The sequence below is a fragment of the Aquitalea palustris genome, from assembly GCF_003693445.1.
Lineage (GTDB): Bacteria > Pseudomonadota > Gammaproteobacteria > Burkholderiales > Chromobacteriaceae > Aquitalea > Aquitalea palustris.
The window spans coordinates 38,015-56,281 of the sequence record NZ_RFAR01000046.1; the positions used below are offsets into that span (position 1 = coordinate 38,015).

General features: G+C 59.1%; 10 protein-coding genes and 1 tRNA gene. 9 read left to right on the forward strand and 2 right to left on the reverse strand.

Translation table 11 applies throughout. The features are described from left to right. Position 1: 1 nt before the first annotated feature. On the reverse strand, positions 2-2,152 hold the full coding sequence (locus tag EAY64_RS11540; RefSeq protein WP_103524914.1) for an AsmA family protein: 2,151 nt from the start codon (positions 2,150-2,152) through the stop codon (positions 2-4). A 656-nt stretch (positions 2,153-2,808) separates the two neighbouring features. Here EAY64_RS11540 and EAY64_RS11550 point away from each other — a divergent pair. The 7 genes from EAY64_RS11550 (at position 2,809) to EAY64_RS11580 (ending at position 15,273) form a co-directional block, all read left to right on the forward strand. After that, positions 2,809-4,053 (forward strand): ammonium transporter, encoded by a 1,245-nt coding sequence (locus EAY64_RS11550; RefSeq protein WP_199106629.1) that lies wholly within the window; start codon positions 2,809-2,811, stop codon positions 4,051-4,053. Positions 4,054-4,358: 305 nt separating this feature from the next. Beyond that, complete coding sequence (locus tag EAY64_RS11555; protein WP_158604671.1) at positions 4,359-6,386, forward strand: TonB-dependent siderophore receptor; 2,028 nt, start codon at positions 4,359-4,361, stop codon at positions 6,384-6,386. A gap of 147 nt (positions 6,387-6,533) precedes the next feature. Then, positions 6,534-7,610, forward strand: coding sequence for a PepSY-associated TM helix domain-containing protein (locus EAY64_RS11560; protein WP_103524918.1), 1,077 nt, complete (start codon positions 6,534-6,536; stop codon positions 7,608-7,610). A gap of 898 nt (positions 7,611-8,508) precedes the next feature. After that, positions 8,509-11,073, forward strand: a complete 2,565-nt coding sequence (locus EAY64_RS11565) for an AAA domain-containing protein (RefSeq protein ID WP_199734434.1) — start codon at positions 8,509-8,511, stop codon at positions 11,071-11,073. Next, positions 11,040-12,311 carry a hypothetical protein gene (locus EAY64_RS11570; protein ID WP_103524920.1) on the forward strand — a complete coding sequence of 424 codons (1,272 nt, stop codon included), beginning with the start codon at positions 11,040-11,042 and terminating at the stop codon, positions 12,309-12,311. The genes EAY64_RS11565 and EAY64_RS11570 overlap by 34 nt, the downstream gene beginning before the upstream one ends. Next, positions 12,311-13,837 (forward strand): phospholipase D-like domain-containing protein, encoded by a 1,527-nt coding sequence (locus tag EAY64_RS11575; protein WP_103524921.1) that lies wholly within the window; start codon positions 12,311-12,313, stop codon positions 13,835-13,837. The genes EAY64_RS11570 and EAY64_RS11575 overlap by 1 nt, the downstream gene beginning before the upstream one ends. A 53-nt stretch (positions 13,838-13,890) precedes the next feature. Further along, positions 13,891-15,273, forward strand: coding sequence for a sigma-54-dependent transcriptional regulator (locus EAY64_RS11580; RefSeq protein ID WP_199734435.1), 1,383 nt, complete (start codon positions 13,891-13,893; stop codon positions 15,271-15,273). Positions 15,274-15,473: 200 nt separating this feature from the next. On the opposite strand, the gene EAY64_RS11585 is transcribed toward EAY64_RS11580, so the two are convergent. Next, a tRNA-Gly gene (locus EAY64_RS11585) sits at positions 15,474-15,547 on the reverse strand. A 459-nt stretch (positions 15,548-16,006) separates the two neighbouring features. Here EAY64_RS11585 and EAY64_RS11590 point away from each other — a divergent pair. Both EAY64_RS11590 and EAY64_RS11595 read left to right on the forward strand, forming a co-directional pair. After that, positions 16,007-17,296, forward strand: a complete 1,290-nt coding sequence (locus EAY64_RS11590) for an NAD(P)/FAD-dependent oxidoreductase (RefSeq protein ID WP_103524923.1) — start codon at positions 16,007-16,009, stop codon at positions 17,294-17,296. A gap of 292 nt (positions 17,297-17,588) precedes the next feature. After that, the gene (locus EAY64_RS11595) at positions 17,589-18,179 is read left to right on the forward strand and encodes a DUF4337 domain-containing protein (protein WP_147456211.1); all 591 of its coding nucleotides are present in this window, start codon (positions 17,589-17,591) and stop codon (positions 18,177-18,179) included. The last annotated feature ends 88 nt before the right edge of the window (positions 18,180-18,267 follow it).

The following is an 18,267-nucleotide window of genomic DNA, read 5'->3' on the forward strand; positions in this document are numbered from 1 at the left end:
CTCAGGGCAGAATGGTGGTGATCTGCTTTTTCAGCTCTTGCTTCAGTGCCTGCTGCTTTTCACCTTCGGTCTTCTTGCCCTTGACCATGGCGTTGAAGTCCAGCGCATACACCGGCGCATTCAGCGGGCCGGTAATCTTCAGCGGTACGTTGACACCCTTCAGCCGGCTGAACTCCTGTGGATTGGCCTGTACATCCATGGTGTAGTCGACGATGTTCTGCGTCAGATCCACCTTGCCTGAACCTTTCACATTGACCAGCTGCGAAGCCAGCTGCATGTTCTGGTTGCGGGCCACACCCTTGTCCAGCCGGAAGCCGGCGGACAGGGTGGAGAAGGTGGTTTTCTGATCGGCCTGGGCCTGGGTATTCCACTCTTTCAGCTCGGCCGGCAGGTTTTTCAGGGCGGCAACCAGGTCGATGCCGGTCAGCGCACCCTTGTTCAGGCTGGTTTCCACCGTGCCGGTCAGGGTATTGCGCAGGTCGAGGAAGGATTTGCCATCCGCACTGATGTCAACCTGGCCATTGCCCTTGCCATCGAGACGGCTGAAGTTGAACAGATCGACCAGCAGCGGGCGGATGTTCATGTCCTTCAGTGTCTGCTTGACCTCCAGGTGCGGTGTATCGCGGCGCGCCAGCAGGATGTCACCTTGCAAACGGCCCTGGTAGATGTCGGCCGACATCTGGTCCAGCTCCAGTTCGCGCGGGTTGACGCGCACGCTGGCGCTCAGATTGTTCATGCGGAAGCGGCCCATGGCCAGTTCGCCGATGGCGATCTTGCCGGTCAGGTCGAAGTAATCGAGCCAGTCCAGCGGAATCGGCTTGCTGTCCTGGAAGATGGCCACCGGATCGCCCTTGCTTTCCGGCAGGTAGCGGTTGAGGTCGAGCTTGCCGACCGACAGGGTGGCTTCATGACGCGGCTTCATCAGGCCAAACTGGCTGACTGTTACCGACAGGTCGGAGCCGTCCAGCTTGCCGGCCACGCGCAGATTCAGCCGCGGCTCGTCCAGGTCTCCATCCAGCGCGCCTTCCATACTGGAAAACAGCTTGCCGCGCGGCAGCAGCGGCGTGGTGAGCGTGGCGGTCATGTTCAGCGGCTGCATGCGCAGCTGCTTCATGCCCATCAGTGCCAGCGGGGCATCCAGCTTGAAGTTGAGCCGGGTATCGCCGGCCTGCCAGTTGAAATCACCCTTGACCTTGTCTGCGGCCAGTCCGCCTTCGGTGAACTTGAGGTTGTCCAGGCCGGCATCCAGCTGGTACTGGCTGTGGGCATAGCTGAGCTTGCCGCCCAGATGGGCCGACGGCATGGTGATTTCATTGAAGCTGGCGTTCAGCTCCGGCACTTTCAGCTCGAGCTGGCTGCTGGGGCGCTCGCTGCTGAAACTGAAGCTCAGATCCTTGCCCGAGGTTTGCAGCGTGGCGAAATTCAGCTTGTACTGACCCGTGGCGGCAAACTTGCTCTCGCCCAGTCCTGGCAGCTCGGACAAGGCAACGGCATCCACTTTTTCCAGGCTGACCTGATCGTCCTGAATGGTGAGCGGGGTGCTGATGGCCAGGCGGATGGGGCGTTTACCATTGCTGAGAATGGCGGCGGCGCTCAGGTTGGCACTGCTGCGCAGGTCGTCGGCATCCAGGCTGATGGTATCCAGTTTCTGGTCATTGCCGGTCACGCGGTCGGAATAGAGCAGTGTGCCTTCACGCACCAGCAGGCTGTCCAGCTTCATGCTGACGTTGCCCGGCGTATGGTGCTGGAACAGGTCCATCACCGACAGCCGGCCATCGGCGGCACGGATGATGCTGGCACTGACGCCATGCAGCTCCAGCGCCTTGATTTCGCGGTTGCCGGTCAATAGCGGCAGCCAGGACAGATAGACGTCCAGCTGCTCCACCCGGGCAAAAGGCAGACTGCTGCCCGGCTCGCTGATGGTGAGCTGGTGAATGCTGAGGCCGGGCGAGGGGAATAGCGTGGGGGTGATCTTGCCTTCCACCACTACCTGGCGCTGGGTATCGCGCAGCGAGGCGGCGAGGGTGGTGCGGATCGATGCTTCATCGAATTTCCAGAAAATCAGTGCCTGGGTGATGACAAACAGCGTCAGCAGCGTCGTTGCGCCGTAGACCGAGATACGAAGCCATAGCCGGCCGGAGTTCCATTTCATGAGTGCGTCTTCGGGGGGCTAAGAGCGGCTAGCGAAATAGCGTAGCGTGCCTGGGGCAAGGCGTGCCGACGCTGACAGTACATGGGTACGGCCAGGAGGCGCAACGCAGCAGCAGGGGTTTGGCTAGCGGCTCTAGGCAGGATGATGTCGTTTGCAAGCATGGTGTGGCTGACAGGGCTTGGCAGCCGCTTGCCCAAGTTTGGCAAAGCCAAAATATTACCGGGCAGCCGGCATTTGTAAAGCGTGGATTTTAGCATGCTTTAGCAGACTGGCCGTAATCGGCTGGCCAGCTGCGGGAAATGGCAGGCAGCAGGGGATTGGGCGGCAATGTCGCTGCTGAATCCTGCTCAGCATTGGCACAGCCATTGGTGGCTGGGACTTTGCCCAAAACTGCCAGCACCGGCCGGGCACTCTGCCTGCTGCAGTCGAGTGTAGTGGCGGACACGGCTTTTGCCCGGCGCAGCACGGGGGCTTGTCTGCGACAATTTCAGCATTTTTGCCACGCGCAGGAGGCAGGAAAACGACGCGGCCTGGCGGCTTGTCACGTGTCGTGCATTCACTTGATCTGCCGCAAATGCCTGCACGGCAGCAAAGCGCAGCATCCCATCCACAACAGTATTAGTAAATAATTATTTATGGATTGAAGGATGTGTTCGATGACAAATTCACTCATGCCGCTTAATGTCGGCAATACCGGCTTCATGCTGCTGTGTGCCAGCCTGGTGATGTTGATGACGCCTGGTCTGGCTTTCTTTTATGGTGGTCTGGTCGGCCGCAAGAATGTGCTGACCATCATGGCCCAAAGCTTCATGTCACTGGGCTGGACCACGGTGCTGTGGTTTGCCTTTGGCTATTCGATGTGCTTTGGCCCGACATGGCATGGCATTGTGGGCGACCCCACCTACTACGCCTTCATGCACGGCGTTACCCTGCATACCATGTATACCGGCAACGATGCCGGCATACCGCTGATCGTGCACGTGGCCTACCAGATGATGTTTGCCATCATCACCCCGGCGCTGATCACCGGGGCTTTCGCCAACCGGGTGACGGTGAAAGCGTATTTCCTGTTTCTCACCGGCTGGCTGATTTTTGTCTATTTCCCCTTTGTCCACATGATATGGAGTCCTGATGGCCTGCTGGCCAAGTGGGGCGTGCTGGACTTTGCCGGCGGTATCGTGGTGCACAACACCGCCGGTTTTGCCGCGCTGGCCTCTGTACTGTATGTGGGACGGCGCTCGGTGGTGGAAAACAAACCGCACAATGTACCACTGATTGCCCTGGGTACTGGCCTGCTGTGGTTTGGCTGGTATGGCTTTAATGCCGGCTCGGAACTGCGGGTGGATTACATCACCGCATCGGCCTTCCTCAATACTGACGTCGCCGCCTCGTTTGCCGGCACAGCCTGGTTTTTCCTGGAGTGGTCGCATGCGCGGCAACCCAAGTTCATCGGCTTGCTGACTGGTGCGGTGGCTGGCCTTGCCACCATTACGCCGGCGGCTGGTTATGTCTCGCTGGGTACTGCTGCCGTCATCGGTGTGATCGCTGCGGTGGTGTGCTATTACGCAGTGCAATTGAAAAACCGTCTGGGCTGGGATGATGCGCTGGATGTGTGGGGCGTGCACGGTGTGGGCGGCCTGTTGGGCACATTGCTGCTGGGGGTGTTTGCCAGCAAGGCCTGGAACCCGGCCGGTGCCGATGGCCTGTTGATGGGCAACCCGGATTTCCTGTGGAAACAGGTGGTGGCGGCAGTGGTGTCCGGCTTGTGGGCCTTCGGCTTTACCTACGGCATGCTCTGGCTGATCAACAAGATGACCCCCGTGTTGATTGACGAACACACGCAGGAAACCGGCCTGGATCAAACCCTGCATGGCGAGGAAGCCTACAGCGGTTCGCTGTGACTGAATGATTGCTAAAACCAAGCCCCCAGCCTTGCGGTATGGGGGCTTGTGCTGGTGACGTGGAGTAGGGGCATCGGTAGTTTGCTCGCTGCTTCGCGGCCATCCTCTGCGCTTGTCTTGCACACTTCATACTATATGTGGCTTTTGCATACAAAAAACAGGCTGGGCGAATGAGGTGATTTAATTTATGATAATGATTCTCATTAACATAATAATGCTTCATGAAAACTGCCGCCGTCTTGTCCAGCACCCTCTTGCTCCTGACCTCTGTGACCACCAAAGCCGATGATGCTGTAACGTTGGATATGGTTTCGGTTACTTCCAATATCGATAACAACCCGCAGCACAGTTACCAGAGCCGCACTACCAGTGTGGCCGGCTATGCCCAAAGCAGCATGGACACTCCGCAGGCGGTGCAAAGTGTCACCCCACAAACCCTGGCTGACAAGCAGGTGAAAACCCTGGCCGAGGCCGTCAGTACGGTGAGTGGCATTGTGGAAAGCAACACGCTGGCCGGGATACAGGATAGCTTCACCCGCCGCGGCTTTGGCGAGCGTAACGATGGCAGCATTCTGCGTGATGGCGTGCGCTCTTATCTGATGAGCAATTTCGACGCCACGACGGAATCGGTAGAAGTGCTGAAAGGCCCGGCCTCCTTGCTATACGGTATTCAGGAGCCCGGCGGGGTCATCAATGTCATCAGTAAAAAACCGGAAAACATTCCCCAAACCACTCTCAGCGGGCAAAGCAGCAGCTTTGGTGGCGGCTCGGTCACGCTGGACACGACCGGCCCCATTGGCGACTCCAACCTTGCCTATCGCCTGATTGCCGACAAGCAGGATACCGACTACTGGCGCAACTTTGGCAGTACCAAGCGCACCATGATTGCACCATCCCTGGCCTGGAATGATGAGCGCAACAAGCTGCTGCTGTCCTACCAGTACACGGATTTTTCCATGCCCTGGGATCGCGGTACGGTGTTTTACAATGGCAAGCCGCTGAATGTGTCCCGCGAGACACGGCTGGGTGATTTGCTGGATGTGGCCCAAGGCAGGACACAGGCGGCCACCGCCAGCTATGGCCGGGTATTGAACAGCCAATGGACGCTGGATACCCAGCTCGCCTGGAATGAAATCAGCTATAGCAACTACGAAACCCGCGCCACCGCCTATAATGCGCGTACTGGCGTGCTAACCCGCAGGCTGGATGGCAATGTGGTCAACAACAGCACGCTGGCCCTGTCCAGCAAGTTGCAAGGCGATATTTCCATTCTGGGGCAGAACCACAAACCGGTAATCGGGCTGGATGTCACCCAGTTTCGCGAGCTGCGTTCGGACACCTTCCGCGGTAGTGCCAGCAGCCTGACCCAATTGAATGTCAACAATCCGGTGTATGGCCGTGTTAGCAGCGCCAATACCACATTGAGCGCCAGCCAGAGCGACAACCGTAGCACCATCAATACCCAATCCCTGCTGCTGATGGACAACTGGGCGCTATCACCGGCATGGCGCACCACCTACGGTCTGCGTTATCAGCATTACCAGCAGGAAGATGGCGTAGGGCGACCTTATGTGGTGAGTGACCGTAGCGATGGCTACACCGCCCTGCCGCAGTTCGGCCTGATCTACACACTGACGCCCCACTGGTCGCTCTACGGTAGTTACAGCACATCGTTCCAGCCCAATGCGGCGAGCGATGGCCAAAGCTTTGCCCCGGAACGCGGGGTATCGCACGAAGCAGGTATCAAGCTGGAAGACCACGGCATCAGTGCTACTGCCGCCGTATTCCATATCGAGAAAACCAATGTGGTGGCCACCGATACCGACGGCATCGACAAAGCCATGGGCAAGGTACGCTCGCAGGGGGTGGAACTGGATGTCAGCGGTGAAATCACCAAAAAACTGTCGCTCACCCTGGCCTTGGCCTACACCAATGCCATCGTCACCAGTGATCCGGTTTATGCCGGCAAGCAGCTGTACAACGTGCCAAAGCGCAGCGGCAGCATCAATCTGGCCTACGATCTGGGCAATGATGTGTTTGGCAACCACTGGCGTATAGGCGGCGGCACCCGCTACGTGGGCGAGCGTCAGGGGGATGCGGCCAACTCCTTCCAGCTGCCGTCTTACACCGTGACCGATGCCTTCATCGCCTGGCAAACCCGCCTGCGTGGCAAAAAGCTGGAAATCCAGGCCAATCTGAAAAACGTATTCGACAAAACCTACTACGCCTCCAGTACCGGCACCACCACCACCACGAGCAGCAGCGGCAGCGTATCCACCGTGCGTCTGGGCGACCCACGCGAGCTACTGGTCAAGGCCAGCCTCACCTTCTGATCTGCAGTTATTGCTAGCGGAGCGGGCTCTGGTCAGGCTGCTAGGCCAGCACCCGCTCCGTCGATACCGCCAGCCCCTACCCGCCAGCGCCTTAACACAGGCTGCGCGGGCAGTTGACGAGGGCCTCCTGACTGATCTGGACAATCTATGAAACGCATCATCATCCTGCTACACCGCTACCTGGGCCTGGCTGCCGCCCTGTTTGCCATCGTGCTGGGCTGTAGCGGCAGCCTGTTGGTATTTCGCCAGGAACTACAGCCAACCATTCCCGCACAGACCCTGCCAGCGCAGAGCTCCCCGGCCAACTACCAAGCCGGCTACGACACCATCCGCGCCCTTCATCCACGAGGCGAGGTCACGCTGCGGCTAGCCGATAGCAGGCAGGACGCCATCGAGGCCCGGATACGCATGCCAGGCCACGAAGACAACACGCTATGGCTGGACCCGGTGAGCGGAAAAATCTTGCCAGTTGCCAACAGCACTACAGATGGCTGGCGCTGGCTGCATTCTCTGCATGAGCGCCTGCTACTCAGTGAGGGCAAAACATGGGTGGGCGGGGTGGGCGTGGTTATCTTGCTGGTACTGCTAAGCGGCATCATTCACTGGTGGCCAAAAAACTGGGCAAAGGCCTGGCGAGTGCGCAGCGACAAAGGCTTGGCCATACTGATTGGCGACCTGCACCGCTGTGCCGGTGCGGCCATGCTGCTGCTGTTGTTGCTAAGTACACTCAGTGGCTTGGTCCTGGCGTTCAATCAGCCTATCCGCAACTGGCTGACTCCGGCCGGCCACGGCAAGGCAGGAAAACAAAGGCTGATCAAGGCCGATGTGCCACGTTTGCCACTGGACAGGCTGGTCAGTGTTGCCCAGCGCCAGTTACCCCAAGGCCGGCTGACCAGCATCAGCATCAGTGCCCAGCCAGCCAAACCTGTGACATTGCGCCTGCGCCTGCCGGGGGAGCTACACCCCAATGGCAGTACCCTGCTCAGCCTCGACCCCTATCACGCCACTGTGCTGAAACTGGAAAAAACGGAAGAGACCACGCCGTGGCGGCGGATTAGCAGCTGGGCACTGGTATTGCATGACGGGAGTATTGGCGGGCTGACACAACGTATATTGATGTGCGCCAGTGGACTGCTACTGATGTTGCTGGGCATTTCGGGTGTCTATCAATGGCTGGCACGTCGCAACAAGCGGCTGGGGCTGGCAAAAGCGGCATCAACATAAAATGGCTACACAATGCCTGAGCCCTGCGCCAAGCAGCAGGCAAAAACCAAAGCAGCCTGGATATCATCCCGGCTGCAAGATCGTGAAGTCTGCCCCATTTTTGGTGAGTGGCTAGGTTTTTCGTGTTACCGCCATGTCAGCTATATCTTGTTTTGCATGGTAGTCATCTCCCACTCAGTGCCTAGACAGGCACACAGAAGCCCGCCGTTGTTCACCGAGCGGGACAAGGCGAAGGCCTTGAGGAAACGGTTCGCCGGAATGTGCTTGCTGAGGTCGGCCCCAGCCAGGCAAGCCGCGATCTGAGAGAAGATGTGGGGTGGCTCGATGGACCGTTACTCGGCCTTGGCGGACAAGCCGATGGTGCACCCCGACGTCCGCTATCGGCCACAAACCATCACTTCGGTTCGCAAGGCTGGTGACCGCTTCGGGCGAATCGCCGCGGCTTACCGCTGATCCACCGACCTCCTCCATTAGACCGTCCGACGGCGAACAGCTTATCCCTTGCCCTTTGCGTGGTCTCCGAAGAGCAGACTCCCAGTGCACCAAACGGCGTGGATGAATCGCCGTCCTTTCTGCAAGGCAATGTTGTGTTTCCCGCTTGGCCCGTCATGGCCTAGTGATGATTATGTGAAAAAACTGCATCATTCATATGATATTGGCAATATTTAACGGGTATATTTACCCGTTTACGGGCGGTTTTACCCTGCTTGTTTGGCAAGGGAAACTGCTAAATTTCATAAAATCAGTGACTTGTGTGATGGTTGGTTGCTGGCATCTCTCTTGCTGTAGTGATTGGTATGCCATTAATCATTAAGGGAGGTTGCTTTTGGCTTTGCTTCATTACCAGAGTCTAGGTGTCCGACGGCCAGACATCCTTATGAGGAACGCTTTCTTTGGCTTGAAGACGTTCTACGACTTTCTTTGCCGAACAAAAGACTATATGGAGAGCGATGCCGCCGTGAAGCGGCTCGCTTGGAAACCTGGCGTCGCACCAGCCGTGGATGATGTTGATCGTGTGCGTGGAGTCTGGGTCCAACTTGAAGAACCCAAGGACCGTCCGAACGAGCCTGAGTCAACGTTCCGAGCATTCATGGACGAAAACGTCCGCGATGTGTTCGAGCTACTTGAAGATGATAAGGCTGGTGATACTGGAGATCGGCGTCGCAACGGGCGGCGGAGGTTCACGGAGGAACGTAAGCTCCTGGTACTGGATCGTGATCCCGAGACGTCGCAGCTTCTACTTGATCGCCGGCCTGCTGGCGCTCAACTACTCCTGCGCCCAAACACGCTCACGCTGCACAGGCAGATTCAGGCCCTCCAAGCGCTGCAGAATGCACCGTCATCGTCCCATGGCCCGCTATTGCGACTAATGGAGTCCGCGGATCACGCCCGCTGGCCGTCCTTCGAACCGGCCTGTATCGACGACGAAGGCTGGATGGTGCTCACTGATGAGAGGCGCCCTGGGACCGATGAACAGCGCCGCTTTGTTGAGATCGCCATGGCGACACCCGACTTCGTGTTTCTTGAGGGACCACCGGGGTCCGGCAAGACGACTGCTATCTGTGAGTTGGTCCTGCAGCTCGCTAAGGAAGGTAAGCGGGCGCTCCTCTGCGCCTCAACCCATGTCGCCGTCGATAACGTCCTTGAAAGGCTGATGGACGAGCGGAATCCGCACCGAGACCTTGTTATCCCGGTGCGCATCGGCGATCGGAGGAACGTCTCCGAGAAAGCAAGCCCCTGGCAGCTCGAGCGCTTTGTGCGGACGGAGCGAGAGCGACTCCTTCGGCACCTAGAGGGTCGCCGGGACCTCACGGAGTCGCAGCTCGCGCTGCTCGATGCTGTACGACATGGTTCGACCACGATTGAGCGCATGGTGCTCAACGCGGCAAACCTAGTCTGCGGAACGACTATCGGCATTCTGCAGCACCCGGACGTCAAGGCCAATGGACATGCGGCCGCGACATTCGACGTGTTGATCGTCGATGAGGCGTCCAAGACAACCTTTCAGGAGTTCATCGTCCCCGCGATCCTTGCAAAGCGTTGGGTTATCGTTGGTGACCCGAAGCAGCTATCGCCATATGTGGATGACGATGCGATGGCTGTAAACGTCGAAGCGTGCCTTAGCGACGAGGTAACACGAAACGCCTGCATTGACGTCTTCTTGGCCGGCCAAACTGACTCAAGAAGGAGACGGGTTGCTGCGATTGCGGTCGACGTGCCCAGTACACTCGACGTGTATGTCGCACAGGCAGCCGCCCGTGAGGTCGATATAGCAAATGCACAAAGCGATGATGAGTTATGGCGTGCTGCGGTCATCGTTGGCGCACTCAACGACCTTGAGGCCCGTGTTGAGGAGCTTCCGCTCGACGTTGTGACCGTGCGGCATAAAGGAGAGGAGTTGCAAGCGCTTCGACGGAGGGCCGAGGCGTGGCTGTGCCTCTCTGAGCGCGGTCGCGAAGAGCAGCCTGAGTGGGCGTCCGAGGTTGCATGGAGACTCGCACGCCTCTACGAGCAGCGTTTCGCTCATGAGGCTGAGCCCACTGAGCACCGCACGCGCTCGACGAGCCAGCGGCTCCGCGATCAGATCGCTGATCTCCTGCCGGCTGCGGAGACCAGCACCGACACGGAGATGGTCTGGAGGGAGATAGATCGCGTACGCCGGGTTGCACTCCCGTCGATTCTCGAATCGCTCCGATATGGCTTCGAGCGAGACCCTAACACTCGTAAGGGGTCTGCACTTTCAGATGGGCTCCCGACGCAAGCGATTCGCGCACGCCATGTGCTTCTGAGTACGCAGCACCGCATGCACCCTGATATCGCCGCGTTCTCGCACGAGCACATCTACGACCGAGAGGCACTCTTCACCCCGGACAGTTTGGTGGCAGAGCGCATGTGGGGGTTCGGGCGCCACGCTCGCCGAGCAATCTGGCTCGACGTCCGAGGTGGTTTCAACAGCAGCTTCAACAAGAACCCCGTCGAGGCACGGGCGGTTATCGAAGAGCTTCGCGCATTCGACCAGTGGGCTGAACATAACCCGCGTATTGAGATCGACCGAAAAACGGGTGAGCGGCGAGAGCGCCCCTGGGAAGCAGCAGTGCTGACATTTTACCGAGGTCAAGAGCGCGAAATTCGAAATCATCTGAGGCGCTGGGCACGACAGGGAAAAGGGATGCGCCACTTTTCTCTCGGCCCCAAGGGGCGGCCATACCTAGTAGTCGAGTTGTGCACGGTCGATCGCTTCCAGGGGCATGAGGCGGACCTCGTGATCCTCTCGTGTGCCAGCGCGCGCCCAACTAGTTTCCTCGAGAGTCCGAACCGGCTGAATGTTGCGCTCACGCGTGCGCGTTACCAAAGAATCGTAATCGGCGACCGTCACGCCATGATTAGGGCGCAGGCGAGCTTGCTCGGGGTTTTTGCGAAGAACGAAAAGTGGGAAAAAACTTTGAGAAAGGGCTCGCTGTGAGCGGCAAGAAGAGCATAAAGAATTTTTCTGATCTTGGTGTGCTGACCAGCAACGCGTCAGACGCAGAAAGCATCAGTGAAATCGGCGTTGTATCGGGTACTAGCATAGCTGGCATCCATCAAAATGGTCTGCCTGCTATTCGCCTTCAGCGCTCTATCAAAATTTACTGTTGGCGAGTGATTGGGCAGATCGCCAAGGCGGCCAAGCGGGCCGAGCTGATGCCTGTGCTTCTGCGGGTGCGCGAATGTGGTACAACCCACGCCGGAGACATTGCAGAGCACTTGTTCTTTGAGGCCAGATCACGACGCGTCGTCGCTCAGCGCTTGCTGGACCTGGCAGAGCGCTACCGCCTGCTTGAGCAGAGGGATCGTGGCTATGTCCTGACTGAGTCAGGGCACACAGCGCTAGCGACGGAGCAAGTCTTTGTTCCCGAGCAAGGAACATGGACGATATGGGCCAGTGACGACCCGCTGCTTGCCACACCGATCCTGCGCGTCGAGCCTTGGGTGGAGCCGACGGCTTACGAAGAGGTCCTGGGCAAAGAGCGAGACAGAGTTCGCGAGCGGCCGTTTGAGAAATTACCGCGTTGGGTCCGTGACGCGGTTGGTGTCGTTTCTGTTCCGCTCGTCGGTGGCGTACAACTCCGCATCGATCACCTCGAAGCCGAGGGTGAAGCGGTGAAGGTAGAGACAATGTTACGAGCAGCATGGGACGTGTCCGGGGCTCGGTTAAGGGTTGACGGTAAGCTCGGCGACGCTCGAGTGAACACCGCGATTAATCCACCAGAAGTCAGCGCTGAAGCCGTCTGGATGCAACTGATACAGACCGAGGGGCTTTGGTCACATTGGGATGCTATGGAGTTTGCGCTGCGTGTCGGCTTCGACGACGCGACACCGGGCGAGCGAGAGTCCCTGATTCGGGCAGTGGTGTTCAGGAGCCCGAACATCACGGGAGTCGGTGCGTTCGACCCCACAACTGTCGACAGGGTCTCGCTACGGGCACGGACAGATCTTGATGCCAGTCGTTGGGCTGAGTGGAGGCTTCGAGCGCGTGTCCGAGATTACGCGACTGTAGATCGTTTCAACGCATGGACGACTGATGCGGTCGCGCCGTTCGCTGAGTTCCGCACGGTTACACCTACTAGGGAAGTACTTGCTGATGCGGCCAGACGACAGTGGACGAATCGACCAACACCTAGTGCGTGGCACCTTGTCGCCGCAGAGGACTGGAGTTTGTGATGGCCACCATAAATCAAGAAGTTTGGCAAAAGTCGTTCGAAGAGATCATCGACCAACGGCAACAGGAGCTGCCATCTATTTGGGTTTCAACCCAGAAGACTACAGCACTACGTGATGAGCGAGGCAACGCGGTATTCGAGTCTGGCCGAAACCGAGAGATGGCGAATGCCGTCGTTTCTTTGCTTTCGCAGGCTCGCGAGAAGGTCGTAATGTCGAGTTTTCTGCTTGCAGACAAGCCGGTAGAGGACGCCATCCATCAGGCGGCTGTGCGAGGTGTCCGTGTCTACGTCCTGCTCGCCTCCGAAGCGCGCCTCGGTCGCGAGGAGAGCGAAGAAGAGTTCGAAAAGCGCGTGCTCGAGCAGCACAAGGCGATGCTGACACGCCTCGGCGGCCATGCGCTCTTTCGCTCCGCGCCGCACTTCCACGCCAAGGTCGTCGTGGTCGATCCCGATACGAAGCCGGCGGGAGTCCTGCTCACCGCGAACCTGACGGCCGAGGCGCTTGAGCGGAATGAGGAGCTCGCCGTCACGCTCACCACCGCAGAGGTGGTCGAAGTGACCAGTTACCTCAAGTGGGCGATGTGGGAGTCGGCCGAGCATGAGTTAGTGGATCCCAAGGATCGCTTCAAGTCGACGCGCCCACTCGGCAAGGTAACTCATCCCGAGGCGGGCGGGGTGATTGTCGCAACGACGGCGAAGACAAACTCGCTCTGTGCAGAGGTACTGCAGCTCATTGATGGAGCTAGATCGCGAATTGTCGTCAGCAGCTTCGGTTGGGACGAGAACCACAAAGTTGTGCAACGGCTCTGCACCCGAGCCCGCGAGGGGGTGAATGTCACTGTGCTCGCGCGGGTACGGCCGTCGTCAATGCCGGCGCTCCTGTCGCTTGCGCAGGCCGGTGCCACCGTGCTTGGTTTTCGCTGGCTTCATGCCAAAGCCGTTTGGACTGACTCTGGACACGCGCTGGTCATGTCCGCGAACCTGCAATGTGATGGTTTGGATACTGGGTTCGAACTTGGCGTCCGCCTGACAGACTGCCGTGCACAAGAGGTGCTCGACCGGCTTACGATCTGGAGCAGTGCCGCGCCTTGGAGGCTCGAATCTAAGCCACGCCTCGGTGCTCTCTCTGGATCGGTGATGCTATGGCAACGGGGACAGCTAGTCGACGTAGATATCAAGGCTTCGGTCGACGTGGACCTCGGCGTGATCACGGCCGCCTCAGCCGCGATGCTCGAAGCACCGAGGCCGGCGCTCCCTAAACCCGTCGACCTTCCTCGACTGGCCCACGAACTGCGCTGCATCTGGCGTGTGGTCGCCCCAACGCTTGCTGCGAAGGCGAAGGAGCAGCTACGTCCATCCGAGGGGAAGGATTGTCCTCCATTGTCTTATGAGCCGCCCTTGTTCCGTGAGCCTGGAGGGCGTCTTGTGGTAGCTGTGAGTTCTTTCCGTGAGTTAGAACAGGCGTGCGTGCTGATGGCTGAGGCTAATGCGGCTACCGTTGTACTCGGCGAGGGAGCGAACCGATGAGTTGCCGCACTGGAACACTTCTGTGCTGGCACTCCGAACGTGCGGGGGGCGAGGTGCTCGAGAACGCCATCAAGGCACTTCGGAATAGACATGTCGATATCGAGCGCGTGCTTTACCTCGTCCAGGCTGGCCGTGAGCGAGCGGTACCTGCATTCGTCGAGCGAGCGGGGATCGAGCTTGTTGAGATTCCTCTTGACGATCCGACGCTGCACGCCGGGATCTACAAGCAGGTGTGTTCGCTAGTGCTGCCACGCCTTCGTGGTCTTGAGGGGAGCCTACACATCAACGTGTCTCCGGGAACGCCAGCAATGCATAGCGTGTGGCTTATCCTTCACGCTGGTGGTGCGCTCCCAGATGGTACGAAGCTGTGGTCCTCGCAACTCAGCCGCGAGACGAGGCGGCCCCGCATTGACCCTGTGGATTTCTCAATTACCACCTACTTGGCCGAGATCCACCGCTTTGCGCGCTGCGAGCCTGGTCTAGCGGTCTACGAGCCGCAGGCTCGCTCGGCCGCGCGCCACGTGGCGTTCGACCATCTCGCTCGGTATGCGCGCGTCATTGGAGCGCCGCTGCTCATCCTCGGTGAGCGAGGGACGGGCAAGACGCGATTGGTCGAGACGTTCGTTGCGACGCTAAAGGAGCGGAAGAAGGTTGTCACCGTGCCATGTGGAGGTCTCGACTCTGCTCTTGTGGAGAGCCTGCTTTTTGGACACCACAAGGGCGCCTTTACGGGAGCCGCTGTTGACCGCCTCGGTCTCCTTGCCGAAGCTGACGGAGGCATTCTCTTCCTCGACGAGGTGCAGGATCTACCGCAAGCAGCTCAGCGGAAGCTCGTGCGTGTATTTCAGGATCGCCAGCGTCGCTACCGGCCGCTCGGCAGCGATCGTGAAAAGACCGTAGATGTCGAACTCGTTTGCGCATCAAACCTGCCTGTCGCAGAGTTGCGCGGGCGCCTTGATACAGACCTGTTCGACCGCCTCAGCCACCTTGTCGTAACTGTGCCTCCCCTCCGTGAGTGTCGGGAAGACATCAAAGAGGACTGGGGGAGGGTCTGGCGAGAGATTCGGCAGCGGGAGGACCTGCCCGAGGATGCGCCGTGGTCACGCGACCTCGAACAAGCACTTCGTAGCCACATGTTGCGAGGCAACCTTCGCGACCTTCAGCGCCTTGCTGTGCTCTGCATGGCTTGGTGGTCATCACCTGATCCGAGTCCGGGGATCCGTGAGGCACTGATCCAGTGGGAGCGCTTCACATTGACACCGGAGCACGAGAGCAGCGCCCATGGGGAAGGCTCCCGCACTGAACGCATCCATTGGTTCCGTGCTCGCCTCGCGCGGTGGGCAAAGGAACAGTATGGTACGTGGGCTGCAGCAGCGGATGCCCTCGGTTGTGATGAAAAAACGCTAAGACAGGATTCGATATACGGAAAAGTCTGAAATCCAGCGTAAACAGGTCGTTACTTTCCAACATACTGTAAGACCGCTTTGGCCGAGCAGCGGTCCCGCCTTGATCACGCAGGGTGCTGCTTGCTGCAGCTTGACCCAGCTCTGACCAGATATCGACCAGACAAGAAAAAAGCCAACCGGTGACGGTTGGCTTTTTCTTTTGCAGATCAAGGATCTGCGGGAATTCGGTCTGGAGCGGGCGATGGGAATCGAACCCACGGCACAAGCTTGGGAAGCTTGGGTATTACCATTATACGACGCCCGCGAAGGGTGGCATTGTAACCGGCTTTTGCGTGGCTGGGTAGTTGCTTGTGGCTGCAGGGGGCGGGGTGCTGGGGGTCGGGTGGCGATAAGTCGTCGTGCTTTTTGTTTGTGTGATCAAATTTTACAGTGCGGCGAATGTGGCTTGCCGACATAAATGCCGGTTGTGGGGTTTTTTTTGATGGATTCTGTGTGTTTGGTGAGTATTTGTTTAATGTTTTGATCAAATTTGTATTGAGTGCTGGTCGTGCTTGTCGCTAGACTGCGGTGGTCTGCAGGGCCTACCTGACAGGCTGCCGGGATTCGCTACCTCACACTGCCCGCCACTGTCCGCATCGCGCATTGCCGTGGATGGCGTCATGGCGCTGCCGGTGTCGGGACGCTTGCTGAAGACCTGACGGTAAATCACGCTGTCTCCCGCTGCGGAGGCAGGATTTCATCAGCTTCGTTACGGATCAGTGCAATGACAAGTCAACGTGTTCATTCCTATTACAGTGCCACCATGCTTGGCGATACCCCTTACCCGCAGCTGGCGGGTGATGTCCGCGTGGATGTGGTGGTGATTGGTGGTGGTTTTACCGGCCTGGCCAGTGCGCTGGAGTTGGCCGAGCGTGGCAAGAAAGTGGCTTTGCTGGAGGCACAGCGCATTGGCTGGGGGCAGTCGGGGCGCAATGGTGGGCAGGTCACCGGCAGCCTGTCCGGTGATGGGGCCATCCGCCGCCAGTTGGCGCGCCAGGTGGGGGAGCAGGCGGCTGACGATTTCATCTGGTTTTTGCGCTGGCGTGGCCATGACATTATCCGCCAGCGTATCGAGCGCTATGGTATCGCCTGCGATCTGAAGTTCGGCCACCTGCATACCGCCTACAAGCCGGCTCATATGGTGGAATTGCGCCGTGCTTTCGCCGAGGCGCAGCAGCATGGCATGGGTGATGTCGTCGAGCTGGTGGAGGCGGCCGAGCTGGGGCGCTTTCTGGATACGCCGCTGTATTTTGGTGGCATCTATAACCAGCGCTGCATGCATCTGCATCCCTTGAATCTGTGTCTGGGCGAGGCGCGGGCCCTGGCCAGCCTGGGCGGCCTGATTTTCGAGAACTCGCCGGTGCTGGAGATCTGCCACGGTGCCGTGCCGCTGGTGCGTACCGCCACCGGCAGCATCCGTGCCGATCAGGTGCTGCTGGCGGGCGATGTCTACCATCAGCTGGAGCGCGCCAAGCTGAGTGGCATGATTTTTCCTGCCGCTGGCGGCATTGTGACCACCGAGCCGCTGGGGGCGCTGGCGCGTCAGCTCAATCCGCTGGATGTGGCGGTCTACGATTGCCGCTTTGTGCTGGACTACTACCGCATGACGGCCGATGGCCGGCTGCTGTTTGGCGGTGGTGCCAATTACTCGGGCAAGGCCTCGCGTGATATTGCCGCCGAATTGCGCCCCTGTATCGAGCGTACTTTCCCGCAGCTCAAGGGCGTGAAAATCGATTACCAGTGGAGCTGCAATATGGGCATCGTCTTCAACCGCATTCCGCAGCTGGGCAAACTGTCGCCCAATGTCTGGTATGCCCAGGGCTACTCCGGCCACGGGGTGGCTACCTCGCATATCGTGGGCGAGGTGATGGCCAAGGCGATTTGCGGCAGCATGGAGCAGTTTGATGTGTTCCAGCACTTCCGCCATGTTCGGCTGCCGCTGGGGGACAAGCTGGGGCAGAGCTTGCTGGCGCTGGGCATGTGCTACTACCAGCTGCTGGAAAAACTGCGTTAAGAGCCACTGCCAACAACCCTGCTATGGCCTTGCGCCGGCCGCCCCTGCTCTGGTGCTGTCTGCGCCGGCGCCGCTGGCTTGGGTAGGCTCCGTTATTTTGTCTGCCGTTCTACGCCTGCTTGCGGCGGGTGGCCCTGCCGGGCTGCCCGCCGTGTCTGCAGCGCTTGCTGCCAAGCGCTGTGCATACAAAATCTGCACAAAATTTAGCTTGTTTTACCCCTGTTGGCAGGAGAGTATTCCGCAGGATGCCCGCGGAATAATCTGACGGTAGTGCGTGTGCTGGCGGGCAGCCGTGTCGAGCAAGGGAGGGATGGTGATGGCGGAAGAGGAATACGAAATCGCGGGTCTGCATGAAAAGCTGCTGGAGGAAGAGGCAGAAAAAGGCCAACTGGCACAGAAGATTGCCTTGCTGACCGCGATTCTGGCGACCATCGGTGCGGTATTCAGTTACCAGAGCGGCGCCAAGCAGAATGAGGCGCTGTTCCTGAAGAATCAGAGCATTCTCAAGCAGTCGGAGGCGTCGGATGCCTGGGGTTATTACCAGGCCAAATCGACCAAGGCGCATCTGGATCAGCTGGCGCTGGTGCTGGTGACCGATCCGGCGCAAAAGGCCCAGTTCCAGGCTGATCTGCAAAAGCAGGAAAAGCAGAAGCTGGAGCAGCAGAAAAAAGCGGAAGCCCTGCAAGAAGAGTCGCGCCGGCTGAGCGAGGAATCGGAGCGCGTATTGCGTCCGCACGAGCGCATGGCGCTGGCGATGACGCTGATCCAGATTGCCGTGGCCATGGCCTCCATCACGGTATTGACCCAGCGCCGCTGGCTGCTGGCCGTGTCGATATTGTCGGCGTTGGGTGGCATCGGCCTGGCGGCAAGCAGCTGGTTTTGAGCCGCGGCAGGGGCGGTGTGTCATCCGTAATAACCCTGCTGCGTTGTAGACAATGACGGGTGCAGGGCAGGGGCCGGCACCCAGGTCG